General features: G+C 37.4%; 26 protein-coding genes. 17 read left to right on the forward strand and 9 right to left on the reverse strand.

Going from position 1 to position 26,221, the window contains the following annotated elements; all coding sequences use genetic code 11:
• Positions 1-31: 31 nt before the first annotated feature.
• Positions 32-1,576: an FAD-dependent oxidoreductase gene (locus ACH0CI_RS09205; RefSeq protein WP_406901282.1), complete on the reverse strand. Its 1,545-nt coding sequence runs from the start codon at positions 1,574-1,576 to the stop codon at positions 32-34.
• Between the two features lie 128 nt (positions 1,577-1,704).
• On the opposite strand from ACH0CI_RS09205, the gene ACH0CI_RS09210 reads away from it, so the two are divergent.
• The 5 genes from ACH0CI_RS09210 to ACH0CI_RS09230 all read left to right on the forward strand — a co-directional run bounded on the left by ACH0CI_RS09210 (position 1,705) and on the right by ACH0CI_RS09230 (position 5,616).
• A complete protein-coding gene (locus tag ACH0CI_RS09210; protein WP_335707670.1) occupies positions 1,705-1,863 on the forward strand; it encodes a hypothetical protein in 159 nt (52 codons plus the stop codon).
• Positions 1,864-2,230: 367 nt separating this feature from the next.
• Positions 2,231-3,202, forward strand: coding sequence for an extracellular catalytic domain type 1 short-chain-length polyhydroxyalkanoate depolymerase (locus ACH0CI_RS09215; protein ID WP_033580627.1), 972 nt, complete (start codon positions 2,231-2,233; stop codon positions 3,200-3,202).
• Positions 3,203-3,541: 339 nt separating this feature from the next.
• Positions 3,542-3,961: a CBS domain-containing protein gene (locus ACH0CI_RS09220; protein WP_033580628.1), complete on the forward strand. Its 420-nt coding sequence runs from the start codon at positions 3,542-3,544 to the stop codon at positions 3,959-3,961.
• 316 nt (positions 3,962-4,277) lie between these two features.
• On the forward strand, positions 4,278-4,670 hold the full coding sequence (locus tag ACH0CI_RS09225; RefSeq protein WP_406901283.1) for a hypothetical protein: 393 nt from the start codon (positions 4,278-4,280) through the stop codon (positions 4,668-4,670).
• A complete protein-coding gene (locus ACH0CI_RS09230) occupies positions 4,663-5,616 on the forward strand; it encodes a sporulation protein (RefSeq protein ID WP_335707668.1) in 954 nt (317 codons plus the stop codon). Before ACH0CI_RS09225 ends, ACH0CI_RS09230 begins: the two co-directional genes overlap by 8 nt.
• Before the next feature lie 29 nt (positions 5,617-5,645).
• Here ACH0CI_RS09230 and ACH0CI_RS09235 read toward each other — a convergent pair whose 3' ends face one another.
• The gene (locus ACH0CI_RS09235) at positions 5,646-6,971 is read right to left on the reverse strand and encodes a hemolysin family protein (protein ID WP_335707667.1); all 1,326 of its coding nucleotides are present in this window, start codon (positions 6,969-6,971) and stop codon (positions 5,646-5,648) included.
• Positions 6,972-7,636: 665 nt separating this feature from the next.
• Entirely contained in the window at positions 7,637-8,269 is a 633-nt protein-coding gene (locus tag ACH0CI_RS09240; RefSeq protein WP_028412794.1) for a spore coat protein, read from the reverse strand.
• A gap of 227 nt (positions 8,270-8,496) precedes the next feature.
• Between ACH0CI_RS09240 and ACH0CI_RS09245 the strand changes: the two genes are divergently transcribed.
• Complete coding sequence (locus ACH0CI_RS09245; protein ID WP_335707666.1) at positions 8,497-9,048, forward strand: hypothetical protein; 552 nt, start codon at positions 8,497-8,499, stop codon at positions 9,046-9,048.
• 23 nt (positions 9,049-9,071) lie between these two features.
• On the opposite strand, the gene ACH0CI_RS09250 is transcribed toward ACH0CI_RS09245, so the two are convergent.
• A complete protein-coding gene (locus ACH0CI_RS09250) occupies positions 9,072-9,524 on the reverse strand; it encodes a Dps family protein (protein ID WP_406901284.1) in 453 nt (150 codons plus the stop codon).
• Positions 9,525-9,716: 192 nt separating this feature from the next.
• On the opposite strand from ACH0CI_RS09250, the gene ACH0CI_RS09255 reads away from it, so the two are divergent.
• The 3 genes from ACH0CI_RS09255 to ACH0CI_RS09265 all read left to right on the forward strand — a co-directional run bounded on the left by ACH0CI_RS09255 (position 9,717) and on the right by ACH0CI_RS09265 (position 11,519).
• On the forward strand, positions 9,717-9,998 hold the full coding sequence (locus ACH0CI_RS09255; RefSeq protein ID WP_013057684.1) for a hypothetical protein: 282 nt from the start codon (positions 9,717-9,719) through the stop codon (positions 9,996-9,998).
• 93 nt (positions 9,999-10,091) lie between these two features.
• Entirely contained in the window at positions 10,092-10,265 is a 174-nt protein-coding gene (locus ACH0CI_RS09260; RefSeq protein WP_013057683.1) for a hypothetical protein, read from the forward strand.
• Positions 10,266-10,817: 552 nt separating this feature from the next.
• Positions 10,818-11,519 carry a poly-gamma-glutamate hydrolase family protein gene (locus ACH0CI_RS09265; RefSeq protein ID WP_406901286.1) on the forward strand — a complete coding sequence of 234 codons (702 nt, stop codon included), beginning with the start codon at positions 10,818-10,820 and terminating at the stop codon, positions 11,517-11,519.
• A gap of 51 nt (positions 11,520-11,570) precedes the next feature.
• Here ACH0CI_RS09265 and ACH0CI_RS09270 read toward each other — a convergent pair whose 3' ends face one another.
• A complete protein-coding gene (locus tag ACH0CI_RS09270; RefSeq protein ID WP_033579458.1) occupies positions 11,571-11,840 on the reverse strand; it encodes a CPCC family cysteine-rich protein in 270 nt (89 codons plus the stop codon).
• A 281-nt stretch (positions 11,841-12,121) separates the two neighbouring features.
• Between ACH0CI_RS09270 and ACH0CI_RS09275 the strand changes: the two genes are divergently transcribed.
• The 3 genes from ACH0CI_RS09275 to ACH0CI_RS09285 all read left to right on the forward strand — a co-directional run bounded on the left by ACH0CI_RS09275 (position 12,122) and on the right by ACH0CI_RS09285 (position 15,889).
• Entirely contained in the window at positions 12,122-12,682 is a 561-nt protein-coding gene (locus ACH0CI_RS09275) for a copper resistance CopC family protein (protein ID WP_048019008.1), read from the forward strand.
• A 4-nt stretch (positions 12,683-12,686) separates the two neighbouring features.
• Complete coding sequence (locus ACH0CI_RS09280; RefSeq protein WP_232217049.1) at positions 12,687-13,748, forward strand: copper resistance D family protein; 1,062 nt, start codon at positions 12,687-12,689, stop codon at positions 13,746-13,748.
• Between the two features lie 413 nt (positions 13,749-14,161).
• Positions 14,162-15,889: an ABC transporter ATP-binding protein gene (locus tag ACH0CI_RS09285; protein WP_406901287.1), complete on the forward strand. Its 1,728-nt coding sequence runs from the start codon at positions 14,162-14,164 to the stop codon at positions 15,887-15,889.
• Between the two features lie 42 nt (positions 15,890-15,931).
• On the opposite strand, the gene ACH0CI_RS09290 is transcribed toward ACH0CI_RS09285, so the two are convergent.
• Both ACH0CI_RS09290 and ACH0CI_RS09295 read right to left on the reverse strand, forming a co-directional pair.
• Complete coding sequence (locus ACH0CI_RS09290; protein WP_335708085.1) at positions 15,932-16,597, reverse strand: type 1 glutamine amidotransferase domain-containing protein; 666 nt, start codon at positions 16,595-16,597, stop codon at positions 15,932-15,934.
• A gap of 97 nt (positions 16,598-16,694) precedes the next feature.
• The gene (locus ACH0CI_RS09295; protein ID WP_335708084.1) at positions 16,695-17,273 is read right to left on the reverse strand and encodes a hypothetical protein; all 579 of its coding nucleotides are present in this window, start codon (positions 17,271-17,273) and stop codon (positions 16,695-16,697) included.
• A gap of 150 nt (positions 17,274-17,423) precedes the next feature.
• Here ACH0CI_RS09295 and ACH0CI_RS09300 point away from each other — a divergent pair, with 150 nt between their 5' ends.
• Complete coding sequence (locus ACH0CI_RS09300) at positions 17,424-17,822, forward strand: FixH family protein (RefSeq protein WP_335708083.1); 399 nt, start codon at positions 17,424-17,426, stop codon at positions 17,820-17,822.
• 63 nt (positions 17,823-17,885) lie between these two features.
• On the opposite strand, the gene ACH0CI_RS09305 is transcribed toward ACH0CI_RS09300, so the two are convergent.
• A complete protein-coding gene (locus ACH0CI_RS09305; protein WP_406901288.1) occupies positions 17,886-19,262 on the reverse strand; it encodes an aminotransferase-like domain-containing protein in 1,377 nt (458 codons plus the stop codon).
• Between the two features lie 150 nt (positions 19,263-19,412).
• Here ACH0CI_RS09305 and ACH0CI_RS09310 point away from each other — a divergent pair, with 150 nt between their 5' ends.
• Positions 19,413-20,330 carry a DMT family transporter gene (locus ACH0CI_RS09310; protein WP_406901289.1) on the forward strand — a complete coding sequence of 306 codons (918 nt, stop codon included), beginning with the start codon at positions 19,413-19,415 and terminating at the stop codon, positions 20,328-20,330.
• A gap of 293 nt (positions 20,331-20,623) precedes the next feature.
• A complete protein-coding gene (locus tag ACH0CI_RS09315) occupies positions 20,624-21,955 on the forward strand; it encodes a polysaccharide biosynthesis protein (protein ID WP_013057669.1) in 1,332 nt (443 codons plus the stop codon).
• Positions 21,956-21,990: 35 nt separating this feature from the next.
• Here ACH0CI_RS09315 and ACH0CI_RS09320 read toward each other — a convergent pair whose 3' ends face one another.
• Complete coding sequence (locus ACH0CI_RS09320) at positions 21,991-23,781, reverse strand: transglycosylase domain-containing protein (RefSeq protein ID WP_028412808.1); 1,791 nt, start codon at positions 23,779-23,781, stop codon at positions 21,991-21,993.
• A gap of 821 nt (positions 23,782-24,602) precedes the next feature.
• On the opposite strand from ACH0CI_RS09320, the gene ACH0CI_RS09325 reads away from it, so the two are divergent.
• Both ACH0CI_RS09325 and ACH0CI_RS09330 read left to right on the forward strand, forming a co-directional pair.
• A complete protein-coding gene (locus ACH0CI_RS09325; protein WP_033579450.1) occupies positions 24,603-25,205 on the forward strand; it encodes an alpha/beta hydrolase in 603 nt (200 codons plus the stop codon).
• A gap of 290 nt (positions 25,206-25,495) precedes the next feature.
• Positions 25,496-26,206 (forward strand): polysaccharide deacetylase family protein, encoded by a 711-nt coding sequence (locus ACH0CI_RS09330; RefSeq protein WP_406901291.1) that lies wholly within the window; start codon positions 25,496-25,498, stop codon positions 26,204-26,206.
• Positions 26,207-26,221 lie beyond the last annotated feature (15 nt).

A 26,221-nucleotide genomic window follows, 5' to 3' on the forward strand; every position in this document is an offset into this window, starting at 1 on the left:
AATCCATTGATAATGATAAAAAAAGCATGCCCTAGGGCGTGCTTTTTTTATCGCTTGAATTGACATCCACTGGTGTAAGCGGCTTTTTAGCAGGGCCTTCTACCACAGATCCGTCGTAAGAAAAACGAGAACCGTGACAAGGACAGTCCCACGTGCGGTCACCGGCGTTCCAATTTACTTCACATCCTAAGTGCGTGCATGTAGTATCGACGCAGTGAAGCTTCCCTTGAGGATCTTTATACGCCCCCGTACGTTTGCTGTTTACATATACGACCGACCCTTCATCATTTTGAAGCTGATCGAGTCCTTTTTCAGGCATTGAAAACTTACCGGTAATAAAGTGTTCAGCCACATCAAGATTTTGACGAAAGAAATGCTTAAGGCTAGGGTCCGCATAAAAACGAGACGGATTATACAACTCTGCATATGGGTTGTCTTTCCCGGTTATTGCATCCCGGATAATATGTGCTGCAATGGTGCTATGAGTCATGCCCCATTTTTTAAATCCGGTAGCAATAAAGATATTTGGCTTGCTTTCTTTAAGGGGCCCGATATATGGAATTTTATCAAGCGTAAATAAATCTTGTGCAGACCATTTATAACGAAAATGTTGGACAGTAAAATTTTCTTCGGCGAACCTCTGAAGGGACTCATAGTGGAACATAGTATTAATTCCTTGTCCAGCTTTGTGGCCTTCTCCGCCAATTAAGACGAGTTCTTCTCCGTCAACTTTTGTTGAACGCAGCGAATGAGTAGGCTGATCAGCACTTAAATACATGCCTCCAGGGTAAGCTTGTTCAACTTTTGCTGCTAACACATACGAACGTTTGGCATACATGCGCGTATAGTAAAAGCCCGCTCCATCATAAAATGGAAAGTGTGAACACGCCACTACATATTTGCAAGAAATGCGATGTCCGTCTCTTGTGACAACGGTGGGCGACGTGCTTTCTTCTACATCCGTTGCTACGGTGTTTTCAAAAATCAATCCACCGCTTTCTGTGAATTTTTTTACTAAATGAAGCAGATATTTTAACGGATGAAACTGAGCTTGATCTTTCATAATAGCTGCTGCTCTAATATCAAAACTAAAAGGAAGCTCTGTTGCAAATTCACATGGAATATGTAATCGCTGATAGGCTCGAAATTCTTTACGAACTCGATGGTCAAACTCCAGCGTTTCTCCGTATAAGTAAGCATCTTGTACTGAAAAATCACAGTCAATGTTTTCCGTTTGAATTAAGTTTTTCATAAACTGCAGAGCTTGTTCGTTTGCTTTATAATACAGCAGCGTTTTTTCTTCGCCAATGTGTGAAAGCAGTTCATCGTAGATAACGTCATGCTGAGCTGTAATCTTTGCTGTTGTGTGACCGGTTGTACCATTTAAAATATTATCAGCTTCAATTAACGCCACGTTCAGTCCTTCTTTTTGTAATAAATAAGCCGTTGTAATACCGCTAATACCGCCTCCTACTACTACAACATCAACTTTTCGATTTTCTGAAAGAGATGGGTATGTTGGAAACTTTAAATGATCGCGCCAGTAGGGCTCAGTATCCTTTGGGATATTTGCCAATTTATTCACCTCCATATGATAAGTCTTATTTTTACCATAGTTTTCTAAAAAAATGTATGCAAAATAAAGGAATCTACTCTAATAGCACCTCTTGGCTATACCTGTTTAAAAAAAAGGAGGGGAAAAGAGTGATTACAATCAGCCTTTGTATGAATGTTGCGAACAAAGAAGAGGTTAATCCAAAACATTTGCTATTCAAGATGCTTCTTTTTCAACGTGGCTTCCACACCTGCACCTTGCCATTTGCTCCTATAGAATTGGTGAATAAAAGGCAGAGCATGAAATAATAAAAGGCTACAGATTGAAACATGCAGAGCAATAAATTCATATAAATGATAGGGAGCATCATATAATAAAAGTATAGATGCTTAATTCGGCAAAAGGTATGTAAACATCAAGGTCCAAATAAAAGGGCAAACGGCATGTTTGTCCTTTTTTCATGATTATAGTGACAATTTTCATATATAGTAATAAAGTATATATATAGCAAAAAAATCCCAATTTTAAAGAATATAAAAAACGGCTTAAAACCAAAACAAGTTGTACTCTTAGAGTATGTAGAACGTGCAAAAAAACGAAATAATATGTAGTATTGTAATACAGGACGTAATTGGGAAGAAAAATGAAAACGTTGACAAAAAGAGGAGGGGTACCATGTTGGGTTCACTACCTAATGTTATAAATACGTCAACGCTCGTGTCTTCAAGTGAACAACAAGAAGCGTCATCTGAATCATTTAAAACATATACTCATAAAGGAAAAAAATTCAAGGTTTATTTACCTAAATCCTATCATATTTTGAAATCTTACCCACTAATGGTTATGCTGCATGGATGTACACAAAATGCAGATGATTTTGCGATAGGCACGCAAATGAATGAGCTCGCCGACGAAAAGGAATTTATTGTCGTATATCCACAGCAGTCTTCTAACTCAAATATGAATAAATGCTGGAACTGGTTTGAACCGCTTCATCAAATTAGAGGATTTGGCGAGCCAGCGATTATTGCAGGGATTGTAAAAAAAGTCCAAAACATGCACTTTATTCAGAAAAATAAAGTGTTTGTTGCCGGTCTGTCAGCAGGAGGAGCCATGAGCATCGTCATGGGGGTAACGTATCCAGAACTGTTTGCTGGCATAGGTGTGTCAGCAGGTATCGAATATCAGGCGGCTCTTAACGTATTTAATGCGTATTCCGTCATGGCCAGTAAAGGTCCTTCCCCCGTTAAACAAGGAAGAATTGCTTATCAGCAAATGGGAAAACGGGCAAAGCCACTGCCGCTCATTGTATTTCATGGTAACGCCGATTCGACGGTAAATGTAGCCAATGCAGATCAAGTGGTTCACCAGTGGATTACAACGAATAATCTTGCTTATAACGGAAAAATAGATGGATGGATTCAGAATAGCCCTGTTAAAACGAGAGAAGAAAAAATCCTCTTTGGACGGGATTATACAACGTATCGCTACGAAAGCAGTAAGGGAGAATTGGCTATTGATAAATATATTATCAATGGAATGGGGCATGCATGGTCAGGAGGGAATTCAGCGGGCAGCTATACGGATCCTAAAGGCCCCAATGCTAGCCGAATCATGTGGGACTTTTTCATGAGTCAAAAAGTATAAACAGAGCATATAATGAGGTTCAGTTGCGTTCTTATCGCAGAGAAGAAGAGCTGAAAGTAGCTCTTCCGGCCCTTATTAGTATAAAGCAGCAGCTGCAGGAGCAATCATTTTAACTAGACGGTTTTTTCTAAAAATTAGGATTTGATTATTTAGAAAACGGGTACTGTAATAAAGAAATAGGAAGCCGAAATTACATAGCTTAGGATTGACAGCTTATAGTTGTAAATGTAAGATAACTGCGAGCTGCATTTTGTATGATTAAAACATTAAAATAAGCCGAAAATTGAACAAATAAATAGAAATTGTAAGATGAGCGGGTAAGGAAAAGGAGATTAAAAAATGAATATTGCATTTTTCTTAGTACCAAAAAGTGATGTTGTAACATTAAATATTCACTCCACATTAAGACAGGCTCTTGAAAAAATGGAGTATCATCGCTATTCTACAGTTCCACTGGTTGACGATGATGGTAAATATGTGGGCGTTCTTACTGAAGGAGATCTTCTTTGGAAGTTAAAAAGCCTAGGAGACTATCGCTTTCAAGATACGGAAAATATTAAATTAACAGAGATTGACCGCTATCAAGATTATAACCCAGTTGCTATATATGATGAAGTTCAAAACATCCTTTCAAAGGCAATTGACCAAAATTTTGTGCCTGTAACGGATGATCAAGGCGTATTTATTGGAATTGTGAGAAGAAGAGAAATTCTAGAGTTTTATGCAGAAAGCGCAAGTAAAGTGAAAAATCAAATATAAAAAAGCCATCTAGAGATGGCTTTTTTTCTTGTCTTATCTTCCCCGTACATACTCCTAAAAACAGGCTTAGGTCATGGCCCACAGCAATGCACTTCCTTGTACTAGTTTACATAATCTATTTATATATAGGTATAAAATTGCCTATATAAATCTTATTTATAGATAAGGATGGTTTATGTGAGTTACAACAACAAAAAGAAGTGTTGCTGGTGTTCTAATCAGTATTATTACAAAACTTCTGGTTATGATCCAAGAAGTAGCCACGAAGGAAAATGCTGTCATAACGATTATAAGCATAACGATCATTGTCCTAAACATGATGATGATCATCGTTCAGGTCATAAAAAATGTCATCATGGCGGGGGTCACGGCGGTAACCACGGTGGGGGCCATGGCGGCAATCATGGTGGCAATCACGGCGGAGGCCACGATGGCAATCATGGCGGCAACCATGGGGGTAACCACGATGGAGGGCATCACGATGGTAACCACAGTGGCTGTCATCACGGCGGACATCACGGCGGTTGTAAAAAACGTCATTGCTGCAAAAGACGTAACTGCTGCTGGGGCTGGTTTTTTTAATACAGGAGCTTTAAAGCAACAGAAAGAACTCAAGAAATTGAGTTCTTTTTTTTGTAAGTTGAAACTTATAAACGGTATACTTCGTATATATAGTAAGAGCATTTTGGAGGAGGAAAAAAATGTTTAAAAAAATGTTTGCTAAAATGGGAGTTGGAGCTGCCAAAGTAGATTTACGATTAAATGAAACAGCCTATACGCTCGGTCATGTCATTGAAGGAGCTATTGTCATCCAAGGCGGAAACGTTCAGCAACATATTAATTTAATTGATGTTGAATTTTGGCTTGAAGTTCAAATGAAAAGCGGTCAAATGCATACACATCGTGTGGAAAGCCTGCGCGCAGCTTCTTCATTTACAATTAATGAAGGTGAGAAAAAGGAAATTCCATTTACATATCATTTACCTTTGGATCTTCCAATCTCTGCGAGCAACGTTAGCTATTTCTTTAAGACACACTTAGATATTGAAGGGGGAGTTGACTCAACAGACCGCGACCCTGTGCGCATTAAAGCACCAAAAAGCTTATATCAGCTAGTAGAGGGCTTTGAAGCACTTGGGTTTAGAGAAAAACACCATTCAGGAAAATTTAACGGATACAAACAAGAATTTGCATTTTTTCCTACAGACTTCTTAAAGGGATATGTAAATGAGATTGAGTTTGAGGTAGCCATTGAACGAGAAGGTATACGAGTGCTATTGGAGCTAGATTTGCCTTCTTTCGGCCGGGAAAGGGAAATAAAAAACGAACTTTTTTTTACCAATGATGAACTCAGCCATCCATCCACTATCGCTCGTTTGCTGGAAGAAGCGATGGAAGAGATGATGGAAAATCCTCGAGACTATGAGTATTATAAGCCTTCTCACTATGATCAGCATTCACATCATCCACGTATGAGCGGGTTAGGAGGAGCAATGGGAGGCTTTGCAGCCGGTATGTTAGGCGGGCTGCTCATTGAGAATTTGATCGATGATATGTTTGAAGACTCGGCGCTTGGTGAAATTGGAGAAGATATTGAAGAAGCCGGGGAGGATCTGTTGGATGGAGACTTTTTTGATGGAGGAGACGATTGGTAAAAGGGATTTTGAATAACTAAAAAGGATGATTAATGATGATCATCCTTTTTTTCTTTCTTCTTTCTTTTTTTTACTTCTATATACTTAATGTGAAAATCTTCTATAATCAAAACTTTAAAGTAAAATTGCTCATGCTGAATGATATCATTTTTGGTCACATCAAACTTTTCAGTTAACACCCACCCGGCAATGGTATCTACTTCTTCGTCGCTAATATCCGTGCCGAGTAAATCATTTACTTGGCTAATGAGCATTTTTCCGTCAAGAATATAGTGATCGTCTTTAATTTTTTGTACATAAGGAATTTCGTCTGTGTCAAACTCATCTCGAATTTCTCCCACAATTTCTTCAATAATGTCTTCTACTGTGACAAGCCCCGCGGTTCCCCCATACTCATCAAAAAGAATAGCCATTTGAATGCGTTCTTTTTGCATCTTTACGAGCAAGTCATGAATAGGTACGGTTTCAATTACTTTAAAAATAGGCTTGACATATGATTCTAACGTATTGGTGCCGTCTTTTTCGTTAAATACAATATCATTATAAATTTCTTTAATATTAACGAGACCAATTATCTTATCTTTATCCCCATCTTCAACAATTGGATAGCGGGTATATTTTTCGACATTTGCAATTTGCAAAAAAACCTCTACCACGTCATCTTTAGAAGCACTTACAATTTCCGTGCGTGGGACCATTACTTCTTTAGCTAAACGGTCATCAAAATCAAAAATTTTGCTCATATATCGATATTCGGACTGATTAATTTCACCGCCTTCAAAGCTTTCAGATAACAAAATGCGAAGTTCTTCTTCACTATGAGCAGCTTCATTTTCTGAAATCATCGTTATACCAAAAACCTTGGTCAACATACGAGCTGAGCCGTTTAATATTTTAATGAACGGATACATAAGTTTGTAAAACACGATAATCGGTTTTGCAAAGTTCAGCGTAATTTGTTCAGCCATTTGAATAGCAAACGTTTTAGGAGCTAATTCTCCTAAGACAACATGTAAAAAGGTAATAACAACAAATGCAATGACAAAAGATAAAATACCAGCAAGCGGCTCATTCGTATGGAAGGTAGTAAAAAGAGGATGAAGCAACCGATCTAGCGTCGGTTCACCAAGCCAACCAAGCCCGAGGGCCGTGATGGTGATACCAAGCTGACAAGCGGATAGATATTCATCTAAATGCGTAATAACATGTTTGGCAGATACGGCTTTTTTATTTCCTTCTTCTAGAAGCTGATTGATTTTTGAACTCCTTACTTTTACAATAGCGAATTCTGTCGCTACAAAAAAAGCAGTTAATGCAATCAAAACTGCGACTAATAGTAATTTTACGGCGATCATCAAAGTCACCACCTTGTACGTAAATGTATATCTTAAGTGTTAGCCAAAGTGGAGAAAACATGTATTAAATCGGGAAAAGAAAAACGCATAAAAAAACTGCTTCTATCTTTAAAAAGAAAAAGAAGCAGTTTATTATGTTACATGTTCATTTAGGGGAATTAATCTTAACTTTACCATCATGGTCTATCACATATCGGTTCTACAGTTCAACTGACTTTTAGCAAACGTATTGCGAGCGGTTATGACACCTCCTTTAACTGTAATCCGAGTATATATGATGCATCCCTCACTCCTTTCTATTAGTTAACTGTATTATAATACACAATTAATCAAAATACTACAAATATTCAGAAAATAATCCAAAATGCATAGTTTTTTGTCATTTTCTGAAATATATACGCAAAAGAGATTGAGACACAACTATATCAATCGAATCTAAAGGGGAACAAATTGGATAAATGGTCGAGTATGGATCGCTTGTTCCACCGCTGTTGATTTCCGTGCATGACTTCACTTCCCGCAGGAGCCTTCGCCTTTCCCTCCAATCAACAGCTAGAATCAACTCTAAACATAACCTATATTCACCATACTAATGAAAAGATCCGAACGATGAATCGTTCGGATCTTCCTTTAATTAAAATACGTTTGCCCCAGCCTCTTTGTAATTAATGCAGCTTATGGTTATTAGGCATCTGAGGAGAGGCAGTAGCTTTTGCGAAACTTGTGATCATTTGCTGCATATCTTCTTTTGCAAGCTGCGGCACTTGATAATAATGATGTTTGTTTTGATAAAGAGAAATTTCATAAGCCATTTCAATCCAATTAGGAACACTGTCTCCGAATATTCGGCGAACAACAGGATTAGTTATTTCTAAAGCTGTCATAGTTAAAAGAGATGCTTGAGACTTGACTAGACCCAGCATATGACCTGAAATTCCTTTTTCATTAATTTCCTCAACGGACTGATTGGGCTTTTTAGGCTGCGAAGGCTTTAAGCCATAAACAAAGGTATGAGACTGCTTCATGTTATATACATGTGTAGAACCGGCAGGCTTTTGGCCAGTAGAAAAAGCTTCTACGATTAAATTATATTCATTTAAAATAAACTGATATTGCCGATCAATAATATCAAGCAGCTCTTGTTCTTTTACATATTGCCTAAACATCATAAACTGATCCATTACATTGATCGAGCCGGCAAGTGTTTCATGAACGTCAAATAGCTCATGCCCTCCATGGTTCAATTGAGGGGGGACAGCTCCAGTTTGCATGTTTGTAGGAAGTTCGTGATTATTCATACTAAGTCCTCCTTAAAATCGGTATCGACTATAGTCTTTAAACTTCTTCAAGTTTTATACTCAAACTTGATTTATTCATAAAATGTTGCTCTACATAACTTAATTTACCTCTAGTTAGTTAATTAAAGGGTAAATAGTTAATTAAAGGGTAAAAGTGAAAGGGTTTTATAAAAAAAAAGCGAATATCAATAACAATTCACGATCTATAGATAGGGGAATCAAAAAACATGAATGAGCTGCTGTCATACTCAAGTGAATTAAAACATGAAGCAAATCAACTGGTGGTATCCAACCGTTTATTTAATTTGTTAAGAGAGTACGGTTGCCCGCTCTCAGGGGAGAGTTTTGAGTTAAATGTCATGACAAATCGCGTCGTTAATTTTTACGTAGGAAATGATGAAATGGATGAAGAATCTATTTTTCACATGGGGTATCAGCTTACAAAGCGTTTTCAACCTTATAAGATGATATTTGCTAATGAAAAAGGTAAGTATCAGTGGAGTGTGTATATGATTCAGAAGGGTGAAGAGTGGAAGCTTGATATTTCCGTGCTTCCAGAAAATATCGTGAAGGGCAAAGTTGAGAAACAAGTATTATTAAAATCACTTCTCACTGAAAAGAAGCGGGAATGTATTTTATTTTTCAAGCAGCAAAGCGGATATAATCGCTACTATACGAGTGATCATGTCTATAAGGCTGTGCTAGAAGATGACATTTACGATGATATGTCTTTTTTTATGTGGCTGCAAAAACAAAAAAAAGGAAATCAACAAACGTAAAAAAAGAGCCGATTGGGCTCTTTTTATGCATGTACGGATGTTTTTACAGGTAAAGCAGCTTTTAGCATCCAAATATGTTTTTCAATGTTACCAATTGTTCCAATGAATAAGTCAGGTGTTACGTGATCATGTGCTGCTTCAGCTTTTTCAACTGCATTTTTTAGGTTTTTAACAAGTAGCGTATAGTCATTAATTAAGGTTTCTACCATTTCTTCACTCGTTTGCTCATTCCCATCTTCAGAAAGAGTAGCTGCTTGTAAAAATTGCTTCATCGTAGCAATTGGGCTTCCTCCAATGGCTAGTAATCGTTCTGCATATTCATCTATATAGTCCGCCGTCTCATTATAGAATTCTTCAAATTTTTCATGAAGCGTAAAAAATTGAGGCCCTTTTACATACCAGTGAAAGCGATGTAGCTTTGTATATAATACGTTAAAATCGGCAATTTTTTGGTTCAATACGTTTTCTAAATTCATAGTTAATAGCCTCCTAATGAGTTGTTGTTATCTTATGTTTATATTATATCAAATATCAAATTAAAATCAATACTTATTTATAATTATTATTAAATAATAATCAGAATGCTTTTAAATTGCAGTTATTCTCTTTAAAAACTCTAAAGATATGATAGGATAGAGCAAGAGTATTGAAAGGAAGAAGGGGTAGTCATGCATATTACACCAGAAGCAAAACAATTAATTAACAATATACTTGAAGAGCAGGAGATAACAGGAATTCGCTTGTATTTCAAAGGAATTAGCTGTGAAATCCCTAACATTGGGTTAGCTTTTGAAGAGCCTTTTGAAAATGATGAAATGTATGAAGTCGACGGAGTACAAGTAGCAATGGAAGCTTCTATTGTGCCTTATACAAATGAATTAATGTTAGATGTCCATACAACGCCGTACGGCCCAGGTTTAGCATTAGTTGGAGCTAAAGAAGCTGAGTAAAAAATTAATGTAAGAGAAGCTAACAGGTTTGTTGTTTGTTTTGGTAAACCTTGGTTTACTTAATTCAAACGTTAGTGAAATGGAGGGGGACCTATGCTTCTTTCTCATCATGTAACGGTTGAACAAAGACAGCAAATCAAACGCTTTAAACAGCAAATACAAGACGCAAAAACGCTAGATGAGCGCCGTTTGTATCAAGCCCAGCTAAATAAATTTGTTGAGCGCCTATTTATTGAGAATCGCTTGCAGCGCAGCGGCGAACAATAAAAAACACCTAGAAAAGAAGCCTTCAAAGAAGGTTTCTTTTTTTTTAGTAGATTATTATACTTTTACACCTTGTAATTATTCATTTTCTTATATATCGCCCTTTATCTATTTGAAATTCGGTTTTCTGTATGAATATAGCACTAAAAACGTGTAAGTGACTGTTAAATGAAAGCGCTTTCTGTTATAGTGAAGGTATAGAATTGTACTTGTTCACCTACAATGTTCATAAGGAGTGGTTTGTATGATTGAAAGAGGAAACTTCTTAATTGGTTTAGCGTGGGGAACATCTTTGAGCATACCTTTATGGATCGCCTTCTTTGGCTGGATAAAATTAGTTTGGCGCTTGCTTTAAATAAATAAAAACAAAAAAGTAAAAAACTTCAGTGGATATGCGCTGAAGTTTTTTTAAATAGTATAAATAGGTATTAAGAACTATTAAATAAATTGTATTTTTAAACGATAAGTAAATAAGACTATTAAAATATTATTTTTGGATTTTTTAGGATTCTAATGTTTTAGGTCTTATTGCATAATGGAAAGCGGGAGTACAAATTGAAAAGCTATCGTTTAGTAAGTTTCTCTACCTTATGTATCTGTCTATTCGTTTTATTCATTTCACCTTTTCAAGACACATCTAGTGCATCAACTGATAAATATCAAAATTTCAAGCAGCTCTCACAGCACGAGTCTTCAGCTAGCTATAAAGTGACGACTAAAGAAGCGAAAAGCCCTGTCCTTATCTTTGCTCCACACGGTGGAGGAATTGAAGGCGGGACAAGCGAAATTGCCAAAGAGCTTAGCAAACAAAATGCTCTTTACCTATTCGAATCGTTAAAATCGAAAGGCTCGCGAGATCTGCACCTCACAAGCACTCATTTTGATGAGCCCACAGCGCGTAAGATGGTAAGCAAGTATGATAATGTTCTATCTCTTCACGGGTATTCTGGGAATGAAAAACATATTTTTTTGGGGGGAACTGATCGGGAACGTGCAAAAAAATTAACGCAATTATTAAATCAAAATGGATTTCCCGCGGAACTGATTACAAAAGGGCACGATGAGATTGCAGGCATTAACTCTAAAAATATTGCAAATAAAAATCGTACCGGCAAAAGTATTCAATTAGAGATTAGCCAACCGCTGCGAAGTTCTATGTTTCATTCATTCACTTCACAAGGAAGAGCTTCGTCTAAAACTCAAACTTTTTATAAGTTTACAAATGTGCTTTCTACATTTGTTTCCACTTCTTACTGACTTAAAAAAAGAATGCTTTCACAAGCATTCTTTTTTTATAAACTAGTTTTGCTATTCGTGACTTATAATAGGTTTCCAGTTAAAATCTTTTACATCTTGAACAGAAGGCTTTCTCACGTGCTGTAAGCTTTCCTTATTACATGCTCCATAAACTATAAAATTTTGCTGAGCTTCTATCAAAGAAATAGAGTTGGCTCCTAGTTCATTGGCATTCAGCTTTTGATACGGATCGTCTTCCCAAAAACATATCTCACAAATATCATAGTCACCATCACTGTCTAACGATTGATAACCGCAGCAAGGGCACGTATACTTTTTCATTGTTCCTATCCTTTCTGTATGGGATTTTAAGCTAGAAAAAAGTCAGCCATCTTATTTAACTATTTTACTATATTCAAAGGTGACCTGAAAGAATATTCAAAAAAATTACAGAAGCATATTTCCTAGGATTTGTGAACATTTTATAACGAATTGGTGATAGTTCTTGTGAGATTGAGTGAAAAAGGAGTACACTTACTAGGAAAATAGATCGTGTTCGGAAACGTCTACATAAAAACATTTTTGGATATGATGAATGAAAAAAGAGATAGGGAGTCATAAATATGAAAAAAATAATAGGTTTACTTTTAGCATGCTTTTTAGCTGTCCCGACAGTTAGTTTTGCTCATACACATGTGCAAACAACAGTACCGGAAAATGGTGCAACTGTTACAGCTCCTCTAAAAGAAATTAAATTAACCTTTGAAACACCCATCGAGAAAATCAGTACTGTGACCATTACAAAAGATGGACAAAAAATTTCACTTGCATCGCAAAAAGTAGAGGGGCATGATTTAATAGCTTCTGTTGATCAGCCTCTTGAAAACGGATCTTACGCAGTAAACTGGGAAATTGTAGGGGAAGATGGTCATGTAATGAAAGATTCGATTGCTTTTAAAGTAGATGTGAAAGATGAAGCGAAAGAAGAGAATACTCAAGCAGCCGGAAAAGATAGTGAAAAAAAGCAAGGCGCCACGCAATCCGAACAGCACCAAAAAAGTGCAGCAGCAAATGATGAGAAAACAGAGAACAATGATTCTTCATCGTTTTTTGTTATCATGATTATTGCTATTGTAGTGGTGGTTGGAGCATTACTCTTAATCTTCAGAAAGAAAAAGGCTTAAAAAGATGAGTGTTTTGTTGCCTGTTTTTGAGTGGTTCACATACGTAGCTCTTTCCCTATTATTAGGATTTGCCGTACTGCAATATGTGCCCCTTACAAAAAAGCCAACAATTTTATTATCAAAGCGATGGCTACTTGCAAGTGCAGCGGCTGTCGCTCTTTTTTCGGTTGGAAATTCGCTTGAGATTATTTTATCTTTTTCAAAAATAAGAGGGTTAGGTGAAACAGTTCGTCTTGTATTATTGGAAACAAGAACGGGACACGCCTGGATCTTTGTTGTACTGATTGCTATTTTATGTATGGTTGCTGTTTCAATAGAGAGCCACCCCCATATGTATACATTACTGACTGTAGCCTTAGTGGGAGGAATCGCCTACGCAAGTCACGCAGCATCCGCTTCTGTGCTTAGCGGCATGTTGTCTCATTCCCTTCATATTTTAGCAGTTGGACTGTGGGGAGGAGTGGTTCTGATTGTTGCCGCTTTTTCAAAAGAAACCTCCAATTGGAAAAGTTTCTTAAGCTGGTTTACTCCTTTTGCGATCGCTTGTTTTGTGCTTCTTTCATTAAGTGGGTTCATTTCGATGGTTATTATCATGGGGCTGTCCAACTATGTAAATTCATGGGCTACAGATTACGGGCAATCTCTTTTGTTAAAGCATATTACGATTATTCCGCTGCTTGCATTTGCCGTCATCAATGGCTTTCTTATGAAAAAAGCGATAAAACATCCAGAATATAAGCCCGTGATGTGGATTCGAGCAGAAAGCATTATTTTGCTTATCATTTTTTTATTTACAGCTATCATGGTAACGCAATCGCCGCCAACTAATATAAGTCATATGGCAATGGATTCATCGATTCTTCCTTTTATCTATGGGAAACAAGTGACGCTGCCTCTAACGTTTCACGTAACGATTGTAGGAATTTTATTCTTATTTGTTGCACTGCTGTTTTTTGTGTATTTACTTGTTTGTTTTTACAAAAAGACAGTATGGCTCAGCGTATTAAGTGCGGGTTTGTTTGTGTTTGCTTTTTATATTGCGATGATGACAAGTATTCAAGTCTAAAAACAGTGAGAAATATCTCACTGTTTTTTTATTAGCCATTAAAAGTAGTGTTATCTCTCGGGCCATTTCTCGGAGAAGGGGGCATCGGCATTTGGGAACTAGAACCGGAGCCGGATGTAGAGCCGCTTGGAGGCGATATATTTCCTGCGTTTCCAAAAATAACGATCCCGCCAGAAATTGTGCCAATAGAAATAGATTTAATATAAACAGACATCCTTATTCAACCTCTCATCTAGTAAAAGAATTCAGTGTACCATAGTATATGACCAGCTTGTCATTTTTGTATAGACGAGTTTAAAAAATAGGTAAAAGCTTAGAAGTTCAGGTTGAGAAAGGAAATGGTGTAAAATAAGATAGAACTTTGAAGGTAAAGTGTTGATATCACCTATTAAAAGAAGTAGAAAGGAACTAAGATGAATACGCAAAAAGGAATTCATTTTTCATTTAAAAAATTATGGTTGCTAACGAACCCTCCGACAGGAAAGCTACTCATTTCGTTCATACTGGCCTTAATTAATACCGGAGCGTCGCTTTCTATTCCTCTTGTCATTAAAGAAGTGATGGAGAAAATTGCAGTAGGCGTCTCACCGCAGCTTATAGCGGGACTCCTTGGTTTATTTGCTGCTCAAATGGCAACAAGCGCAGTATCTCTTTATCTCCTTGCTCAAGTAGGCCAAGGTGTTGTAAGAGAACTCAGACATAAAGTGTGGAACAAGCTCATAAAGCTTCCGGTTTCATTTTACGACCAAAATCGTTCCGGTGAAATGGTAAGCCGCATTACAAATGATACAACCATTGTGATGAACTTATTGTCAACAGAAATGATTGACTTTGTTAAAAATATTTTATCTATTATCGTTGCCATTGTTATTTTATTTACGCTTGATGTACCCATGACGCTCATTTTATTAGCGGTTATTCCCGTTATGTTTGTACTGGTTATGCCGTTAGCGAGAAAAATACATAAAATTTCACGTGAGCAGCAGGATAAAATGTCCAAGCTTACAGCTTTTTTAGCTCAAATGCTGAGTGAAATCCGCTTGATTAAAGTATCCGGTTCAGAGAAAAAAGAAGTTGATTCCGGCTTACAATCGTTTCAGTCACTCTACCTCTTCGGTGTAAAGAGAGCTAAAATTGAAGCTATCATTACACCGATTATTAGCACGGTGATGACCGCTGTTATGATTGCCATCGTCGGGTTTGGTGCATACCGGGTGAGTGAGGGATTTATCACTGCAGGAGAGCTGGTGGCTTTTGTTCTTTACCTTTTTCAAATTATGGTTCCGGTTGGTTCACTTACCCGATTTGTTACGAGCTTTCAGCAAACTAAAGGAGCTTCAGAAAGAATCTTTGATATATTAGCTGAGAAAGAAGAGAACTATGAAAATGGAGAAGTGCTTGAACAGGTAGGGAGTTTAAGGTTCGATAAAGTTGCTTTTCAATATGAAGATAAACCCGTATTGCAGGAAGTTTCATTTTCTGCTAAAAAAGGAGAAGTTACCGCTTTTGTTGGACCTAGCGGAGCTGGAAAATCTACTGTTTTTTCTCTTATCGAACGCTTTTATGAGCCTTCATCGGGTCACATATTCTTGGATGGAACAGACAGTCAAAACGTCAACTTACGTTCGTGGCGTCACCTATTTAGCTATGTCCAGCAAGATTCTCCGATTTTAGCAGGAACAATTCGAGAAAATCTCATTTACGGATTAGAGCGGCATGTGACGGATGAAGAAATAGAAGAAGCAGCAAAGTTAGCGAATGCTCATCATTTCATTCAGTCCTTTGAAGCTCAATATGAAACAATGATTGGAGAAAGAGGTATTAATCTCTCAGGAGGACAGCGACAGCGTATTGCAATTGCCCGAGCGCTGTTACGAAATCCTCAGTTTTTATTACTGGACGAAGCGACAGCTAGCTTGGACTCCGAGTCAGAAAAGCTTGTGCAAGAGTCATTGGAGACAGTAATGAAAGAACGCACATCACTCGTCATTGCCCATCGTCTATCTACGGTCATTAATGCGGACCAAATTGTTGTAATAGAAGAAGGGCAAGTTACAGGAAGCGGAACGCATAAAGAGCTGTTAGCCTCTCATTCTTTTTACCGGCGTTTGGTAGAGCAGCAGTTTCAAACATCCCTATAAAACAAACAAAAAAAGACTGCTTTCGAGCAGTCTTTTTTTAGTTTATTTATTTAGCTTTTTAACTAATTCATCACCCATTAACTCAGAAGAAAAAGGATCTCGGCTTGTGACAATTTGATCATTTGCCCAAACAGCATATGCTTTTTTATCCATCTCAGGGATGTAATTAGCCACTTCACGAAGTTCTTGTTCTAAACTGTATGGTAAAAAGGGACGTACTTCTTCCGGTTCAATTTCATCAGGATAACCGGTTACGTCTAGTCCTTTAATTAACAGTTCATCATCGGATCCTTTCAAGAAAGCAAACACAGAAGGTCCGTGACACTCAGCTGCTAAAATACCTCCGTTGTCGTACACTTTGTTCATAAGTGCATGCAAGTCCACATTTTTTGCTAAGTCAAACATAGCGCCGTGGCCGCCTACTACTAAGATAACGTCATAGTTCTCAGCATCTACTTCTTCAAGTTTCATTGTCTGATCCGCTCTTCCTGACTCATATAATTTCTTATATGTTCCGTCTGGATCAAAGTCTTCTGAAATACTTCGAACGTCTAGTTCAGGCTTACCTCCAAAAGGTGAGGCTAAGTCAACGGTGTGTCCTGCGTTCTCAAGCTTTTGTAGCGGAGCAAACAATTCTTCTGCCCACCAACCTGTGTGATAATCTTTCTCTTCGTATCCGCTTGATAATACAGCTAACACTCTTGCCATGTTTATACCTCCTAAATGATGTAAAACGTATAGTGATACATATCATGTATTCATTGTGAACTGTACCCTATATAAAAAAACTTTAAACAATGGCAAGTTATGAAAAGGTAGCGTGAATCATAAACAAAACCAAAAAAGAGATAGCAAATTTAAGATGCCACTTTTTATCTGTACGCTTATAGCGCTTCACGCCCATCACGAGCAGACAAGCTAGAACAGCCATCGTGATAATTCCTGAAAAGTACGTAAAATTTGCTTGAAATCCTTTTATCAAAGCCATATAACCATGTAAAATAATCAAAGCAGTTGATATAAGGGCAACGGGAACGTGCCACTGACGAACGTACTTGGCTAAAAACTGAATAAGCGGTTTTAACTCAAACTTTCCTTTTTTAATTTGCGATATCGGTTTCCATTTTAATAATAAAAAGATAGGATAAATAGCTAAAGCTGAAAAGAAACCAATTCGTGCGATAGAACCAAGCTCTTTAAAATTCCCTTCGTATATTTTAGAATCAAGCGGAAGGGAATGTTTATAAATAGGGACGTAAATAAGCCCTGCTACAACTAGTAAAAAAGAGATAGTAAAGATAAAGATCACTTTTTTACGCTCACTTTTATTTTGGATTAACGTCTGTAGCCATGATTTTTTAGCTGGAGATTTAGCGGAATTCATTTTCTTCCTCCTTGGAAAAAACTAGTTAGTATCAGTATGAACTTTTTTTCTTAAAAAACCTTTAAAAATCCTTCTTTTTTAAAAAAATTCATTTTTTTCTTTGCAATACGCGTTATAGTTAAACAAAGGGTTTAAAAAGGAGATGAATACATGAAAAAAAGAATAAGTATATCTATAATCAGTCTTTGTTTACTTTTAACAGCCTGTGGTCAGGAACCTGCTCAAAGCACAAATGCTGAGCAGCCAAAACCGTTGGACGTAAATCTTCAAGGCCCAGAGGCGTTACAGAAAAATGAAAGCGGTATCTACAAAGCCGAAATTACATATGGAGATGAAAAAGTGAAAAATGATGATGTTGAAATGATTGAATTTGAAATAGAGAAAAAAGATGGTGAAGGGAAAGGGAAGATGTTAAAGCCTAAACAAGTAGGAAAAGGTGTATATGAGATACAAACATCTTTCTCTGAGCCTGGCACATATACCGTGCAGTCACATGTTTCTGCAAAAGGGACGCATAACATGCCTCTTATAACCGTTACGGTTAAATAAAAGAAGTCAAGGATGCTAATTCCTTGGCTTCTTTTCGTTTAGTATGTCCGTTAAATTCCCATTCTACAAGGGGAAAAGGTTATTTGGAATAGGATGATGTTTTCTATCATCAATTAAAGTAATGCACTGAGCCAGCTGTTCAATCCCTCGTTTGATCGTATTCTTATTTACTTGTGAGATGCTTAATCGGAGAAGCGTGTCTCGTTTATATTCTGGTAAAAAAAATCTAGAAGCATCATCAACATATATGTGCTGCTCGTTTAGCATGTGGACGATCTGTTTTGCTTTCACATGCTCAGGCAAACTAATGGATAAATAGAATCCTGAAGGTGGTTTAGAAAAATGTGTATGAGCGGGCAGCAGTGAATCACATGCTTCTACAAGAGTTTGCATTTTGGTATGGTATACCTCTTTTATCTTTTTAAGATGACTAGTAAACATGCCGCTTTTCAAATAAATTTCAAGAGCACCTTGGGAAAGCGCTGAACTATTAAAATCTGAACTGAATTTATATCGTAAAAAGTTGCTATTCATTAACGAAGGAAGCACGATAGCAGCAATGCGTAACCCAGGAAGAAAAATTTTCGAAAAGCTTTTAATATAAATGACTCGTCCAGAAGGATTAAAAGAAAATAAAGGATCTGATTTTGCATCGGGATCAAGGTCGCCCAAAAAGTCATCCTCGACTATATATACATCGTATTTTTCGGCCAGCTCCACGATTTTTTTCTTCTCAAAATTTGTATAACAATGCCCAAGAGGATTGTGGAATCTTGGAATAATATAGAAAAATTTTATGTCATTATTTCGAAAAATGTACTCCAAACGATCAAGATCAATCCCTTCCATCGATAGCTCGATCCCAAAAGTAGTAGCTTGGTGCAGGGTAAGAGACTCGATAAAACCGAAATAAGTGGGCTGTTCAATCAGGATATTATTTTTTCCATTTGGAAATGGCATAGAAACTAATAAGTGAAGAGCTTGCTGAGATCCGGATACCACAACTAACCTTTCAGCTTGAGTGAACACCTGTAGGCTCTGCAAGTATTTCACTAACTGTACCCGCAATGAGTAAGAGCCTTGTTGATCAGAGTATGTAAAAAGCTCTTCTTTGTAGTGTTCAATTGCTTGGTTTATACAATGCTGAAATTCAAGATAAGGCATAACGTTTTTATCTGGACCAGCAGACAAGAAATCAATCACTTCACTTTCATTCGTCCTATGTTGAAATTCTGCCACAACGTAGTAGCCGCTTTTAGGAACAGAATAAATTAAATGCTCTTTTTCTAATTCGCTGTACGCTTTAATAACGGTATTCTTGCTGCACGAAAAATGTTGGGAGAGTCGGCGAACAGAAGGGAGTTTACCGCCTGCAATAAGCGATCCGTTTGCTAGGCCAAGCTTAATTTCTTCCATGATTTTCAAATATTTTAAACTCATAGGTCCTACTCCTTTAATTTGTACCCGTACAGATAGGTAAAAGAATGATTTATTTTACTAGTTGTCCTGCGCTATCCTTTTAATTATATCAGAACTTTTTTTAGAAAAATGGTACAGTTCTGAAAAATAAAAAGACAGGGGTAGGGTAAGATGCAAAAAGAAACGAGAGAGAAAATGGGCTTATTGCTCGGGGTAGTAGGCGTTATCTGTTTTAGCTTAACCCTTCCTTCTACAAGCATTGCAGTCGAGTATTTTGGAACGACAGTCGCCGGTTTAGGAAGAACAGCTATAGCTGCTATCTTAGTAGCTGTGATATTGATTGTACGAAAAGAAAAATTTCCTTCTCTTCGCCAATTTAAAAGTCTGCTGATCGTTGCTTTAGGCGCAGTTTTAGGGTTTCCTCTGCTCACTTCCTGGGCAATGAAATCATTGCCTGTTTCTCACGGAGCGGTTGAACTCGCTCTTTTACCATTAGCCACAGCCGGTTTTGCGATGTTTAGAGGAGGTGAACATCCTTCTTTCAAATTCTGGATATCAAGCATGATTGGTTCTGCAGCTGTTATCGTGTATGCTCTTCACCTCGGATTTGGTCAACTGCAGTTTGCCGATGCCGCTCTACTAACAGCGGTGCTGATACTTGGACTGAGCTACGCAGAAGGAGGGGTGTTGGCAAGAGAATTAGGCAGCTGGCAAGTGATTGCTTGGGCCATTATCATCGGTGCGCCATTTTTTATGATTCCAGTAGGACTAAGCATTACAGCTGAGATGCTTCATGCGCCTTTAAAAGCGTGGGTTAGTTTGATTTATCTCTCAGTCGTGAGTCAATTTTTAGCATACGTTGCTTGGTACAGCGGGATGGCTATGGGGGGAATAGCCAGAGTTAGTCAGGTTCAATATTTACAGCCATTTTTAATGATTCTGTTTGCAGCTCTATTTCTAGGCGAATCTATTACACTTTTTACTCTTGCTATAGCAATAATTGTTGTCTTTTCGGTTGTACTAGGCAAAAACGCCTCGGTATCAAAAAAAGAAGTGCATCCACAGGAAATAATGAATAAAGACGCTTAACTAATATGTAAATTTATTACATTAAAACAACATGCTCTATTCCCGTTAGCAATCAGCAGGCTCATTCAGTCTCCTGTTTTTCTATGTAAGTTTCAAGAGCCAAAAGATAAGAAATGAATGAATTTCCTATGTAAAAAAGGTATATAACGGTTTTTTTTCACATAGGTTGAACATTATACGAGAACTTGTACACCGAAAAATACAATTAGACAAATAATTCGTATTGGGCTTGTCATATACATAGAGAGAAGAGGTAGTGATGAAAAAGGACGGGAGATAGAGGAGATAACGAGATGAACACTTTTTTGAAAGGAACGTTTATTCTAGCAGGTGCTGCCTTTGCAGGAGAGTTAATTGAATTTCTTGTAAATATGGTACTTGCTAGAGAATTAGGAAGGGAAGGCATGGGCATGTACATGACTGTTCTTCCTATCATTTTTCTTATTGCCACCGTAGCCAACTTAGAATTGCCTATTTCTATTTCTAAATTTCTTGCTGAACATCATCGCAAAGAACATCAGCATATGATGAAGCATGCCACCATTTTTGCGACTGCTGTGAGCTTGGGAATCTTTTTTATTACACTGGCCGTATTAGCAGCCTTTCCATTTTTCAGTCACTATCATCCTTACTTGAAATGGGTTGTACTATGTTTCATTCCGGTTGTTTCATTTTCAGCGGTGCTTCGTGGATATTTTACGGGTAAAAATAATATGACGACCATCGCTGTGTCTAATTTTATTCGCAAAGCCTTTCAGCTAACTATTTTATTTGTTGTTTTTCAAATGTTCGCTTTCACAGATGTTAAAATGTCTCTGTTTATTGCGATTTGTACACTGATTGGAACCGAAGCTGTTATTTTGCTTTATTTTTTTATCACGTATGTTACTCAGTTAAGTGTTTTATCAAGAGGGCACAGGCCTCTGCTTTCTCCAAGTGAGATTCGGAAAAAGCTGTTAGGCGTCTCACTTCCGACCACGGGACTGCGTTTATTTAATGCGGTATGTAATGCTATTCAGCCGTTTTTAATCAAACACGCGCTCGTTTTATCGGGCATGACGTTAACCGGGGCAACGCAGCATTTTGGTATGCTAACAGGGGTAGCGATGTCAATCGGCTTTTTTCCGGCTTTCTTTGCTCACTCTCTTTTAGTAGCACTCATACCTGCTGTGTCTGAAGCTCATGCGAAAAATCAGGAAGAACAGCTTCAAAGACTTTTGACTCAAAGTATGCAAATGACATTTTTATATGGGATTCCGTCTATAGTGGCGATGTATTTCTTTGCTGAGCCGCTTACTAACTTGTTTTTTCATTCTACAGAAGCCGTGTACTATCTAAAGGCTTTATGGCCGTATTTTCTTTTTCACTTCTTTGCCGTCCCGCTTCAAGCTTATTTAATTGGACTCGGCTATGTAAAAGATGCTTTTTATCATACGATTTGGTCTCATATTGTCTCTTTTTCCCTGATGTTTTTCTTAGGATCACAAACAAATATTGGCATGCAGGGAATTATTATCGGGATGAACTGTGGCGTGGTTGTTTTGACCGTTCTGCATTATGTAACGATTTGCAAAGTCATTAACGTTTCCTTTTTTTCACTTAAGCATAAAACGCATTTATCTTAAAAAAAACCTCCAACAGTGAAGTTGGAGGTTTTTGGTTACCAGTTATTCATAATTGAGCTAAACAGTGTAGCAGGGTCTTGTCCGCCGCCGCCTGATAAATATTTCGTTGTTTGCGTAGAATTAGCATTATCAAAGCCAGCGTGGATAGAAACGACTGCATCATCGGTATACCCGACAAACCAAGCATCTTTGACGTCGTTGGTTGTACCGGTTTTACCTGCAGCATCTCGTGAAGAACGAGCGTTAACACCTGTTCCATAGCTTTTTTCAATTACGTCTTGCAGCATGGATGTCATTGTATCCGCATTTTCTTCACTCATTACTCGCTCTGTCTGAATGTCTGGCTTTTTCACTTCACCGTCGCGCATCTCAATTTTTCGAATTGCGTACGGCTTAGTCATGACGCCTTTGTTAGCGAAAGTTGTATATCCTTGTGCTAACTGAAGGGGAGAGAACGTTGTCGTCGTTCCTCCAAGAGCAAGCCCTAATTTTGACTTATCGTCATCTTCAAGAGGAAGTCCAGCTTTTTCCATGAATTTTGCGCTTGTATCAATACCAATTTGTTTTAAAAGCCAAACAGCTGGAACGTTAAGTGAACGAGTAAGTGCTTCACGCATTGTCACATGCTTTTGATATTCACCTTCTGCGTTTTTAGGGCTATATCCACCGCCAAAGTCTTGTCGTTCGTCACTTAAGAGTGAAGTTGGTGTATAATCTCCAGTTTCTAAGGCTGGACCATATACGGCTAAAGGCTTAATAGCTGAACCAAGCTGATAGCCGCTTGTAGCACGGTTTAAGCCGTTTCGCTCATAGCTGCGTCCTCCATACATCGCTGAAATCCCACCTGTTTTAGGGTTGACAGCTGAAATCCCAACCTCTACTTTACTGTTGATGGCATCATCTCGGAACGTATGATTTGCTACAGAGTTATTAATCGATTCCTGTAAATTAGGATCTAAATCTGTATAGATGGCATAACCACCCTTATAAAGGTCATCAGCAGATACGCCATATTGTTGAGCAGCTTCTTTAATTACATAATCAATAAATGCTTGATTTGAGTTCGGTTTTTTAACCGGAATACTAGGCTCGACTACACGTTCATTTAACGCTTGCTGATACTGAGTATCGCTAATAACGTTTTGGTCATGCATCAGTTTCAATACAACGTTTCGTCGGGCTGTTGCTTTTTCTGTACTATTGCTTGGTGAATACGTACTCGGCGCTTTTGGGAGTCCTGCTAAAAGCGCAGCTTCGCCTACGGTTAAATCTGATACAGGCTTATTAAAATAAATCTGAGAAGCTGCACCAATACCGTATACACCGCTTCCGAAATAAATTTGATTTAAATATAATTCCAGAATTTGATCTTTTGTAAATTGTCTTTCTAAGCCTAGTGATAGAAACATTTCATCTACTTTACGTTTAATGGTCTTATCACTAGATAAGTAAAGGTTTCTTGCTAACTGCTGTGTAATGGTACTTGCGCCTTCAGCTTTACTCATTGTTACAATGTTCTTAAAAAGGGCGCGGCCAATACCTTGTAAATCAATCCCAAAATGCTTGTAAAAGCGACGGTCTTCCGTTGCAACAAACGCCATTTTTACATAATCGGGAATTTCATTGCTCGAAACATTTTGACGGGGAACGGTTTTATACAATTCGTCAATCTTACGGTCATTTTTGTCATAGACTACCGTACTTTGAACCGACTGCAGTTTCGAGTAAGATAAATCAGCCGTTTGCTGAAATTGCTTTAATACATAGGTAACTCCTAGCATTACAATTAAAACAACGACTAAAAAGGCTAAAATAAATTTCCTCATGTTGGTTCACTCCACTAAGTAATAATTCCATGTTCACACATAGCTACATTCTTCGTCTTTACAAGGTCGTTATGTAAAGAATGCTGAAGTTTGTTGACCCATTCAATCTTTTAACAAAGAGATGGGTGATAAAGTATTAACGTTTAAAAGCTGACGCGCTAAGTTTAATAAAGGCTATTATTCAAGTGCAGGTAAGTTTTAGGGTATAAGATGATTGACATAAATAGCTCTTTACGCAGTTATTTTTTGCTTACTCGCAGATGCTTCGTTTTTTTATTAAACTGAAACAAAGTGAAATACAATCATCTGAACTTAGTTTACCCATAAATTTGTGTTTGTCAAATAAAGTCGTATAAAGCACCATTCGGGGCTTTGTTCCTCTTTATGAAAAACCAAGGGGGTATTTTACGTTCTGTTTCTCATAGAAAAAAGTTGTTATAACACGTATAAGAAATACGATTTAGTACGCTCGGGTATAAATGCTGATATCTGTTGAAAGTAACGAAATAAAGAAAAAATTAACTAATTTATCAGACTAGGGCACTTTTTATACGAAGGAGGACGGGCGAGTTTTAATTATTATCCACCTTTTGACGGGAGCACTTAGATAAAAGTGGAATATTTCTTTACCCGCTGTAATTCAAACGAATTAAATACCTAGCTGAATATGAGTAATGGCCATATGAAGTTATTCAGTATTATGTGATACTGCCAGCAAAACATACAGGTATTTCTTTGACAGTAGTTCCTTTACAAATGCTTCGAAAGTTCTTATAATAAAATTATCTTTAATTCGAGATATTTAAAAGGAGTGGATATACGTGAAACATATTTTTAAAAAAGGAACGGACGAGACGAAACCGACTTTATTGCTGTTGCATGGTACAGGAGGTACAGAACAAGATCTGCTCCCTGTTGCAGATATGATTGATTCCTCTTGCTCCGTATTATCTGTAAGAGGAAATGTACTAGAAAACGGAATGCCCCGTTTCTTTAGACGTTTACAAGAAGGAATATTTGATATAGAAGATTTAATTGAACGTACAAAAGAACTTCATCAATTTTTAGATGAAGCGGCTGAAACATATTCATTCGACCGACACAACATCGTAGCTGTAGGCTACTCAAATGGTGCCAATATTGCAGGAAGTTTGCTGTTTCATTATGAGAATTCTTTAAAAGGGGCGGCTCTTCTTCATCCGATGGTTCCAAGAAGAGGAATTGAAGTGCCTAAGACCGACGCCTCTATCTTTATCGGCGCAGGTACAAACGATCCTATTTGCCCAGCATCAGAAACGGAAGAACTTTCTGCTCTTTTAGAAAAAGCCGGAGCGGACGTACAGGTCCATTGGGAATCATTTGGACATCAGTTAACACGAACAGAAATTGAAGCAGCTGAAAAATGGTATCGGTCAAAATTTTAATTTCAAAACTTCCCGCACTCGTGCGGGAAGTTTTTTTATTTTCAAAAAACAAGGACAGTTATCATACAAAAGATAGATATAAATGGTAAAAAGTACTTTTTTTACTGAATGAAGGGAAATTTTATGATATCATTTTATTTCCGGTATATCCTTGTAGAACAGCTATTTTTAGGTAAAGTATCAAATTATTTTAAAATTCCTGGCTTCTATCACAAAAAAATGAAACCAAAGTCTGAGTAAACCGTTATAATAAATGCAGGATTTAAATTCAAAAGGATGGTTAAAAGCATATGACTCGTTTTTTTATTGTTTTACTTTTCGTTCTAATGGTTATATGTGTATATACCATTATTTCGCAAACCCTTTACCGTCGCTATCATTCATCAGTCATAATAAAAGGGGCAAAAAAGCATAAAATAGCTATAACATTTGACGATGGGCCTCATCCTGTTTATACGCCAAAAGTTTTGGACTTGTTCAAACTGTATGAAATGAAAGCTACTTTTTTTATTGTGGGAGAACTAGGGGAAAAACACCCGTCTATTTTAAACAGGATGATTGATGAAGGACATGAAGTAGCTATACATCATCATCGTCACGTGAGTGCATGGACGCAAACACCTTGGCAATTAAAAAGACAAATTCATCGATGTGCACAGGTTATAGAGAAAGTAACAAATCAAAAGCCGCTTTTTTATCGTCCGCCGTGGGGACATTTAAATATGAGCAGTTTATTAATGGCCAAGCCATATCACCTCGTGATCTGGACAGGAATCTTTCAGGATTGGACACTAAAAACAACGAAAACGGCATTAGTTCAAAAACTAATGCGTAAAGTAGAAGATGGAGCCATTTTTGTTTTACACGATAATGGAGATACCCCGGGAGCAGATGAAAAAGCACCTGAAATGACGATTGCGGCGTTAGAAGAATTTTTACCTTACTTAAAACAGCAAGGGTATGAAAGTATAACCATGCAGCAATTGATGAATCAATCGTAAATAGAGGAGCGAGCA

This window comes from Priestia sp. 179-F W1.4 NHS, from assembly GCF_045369295.1.
GTDB classification, from domain to species: Bacteria; Bacillota; Bacilli; order Bacillales; family Bacillaceae_H; genus Priestia; species Priestia zanthoxyli.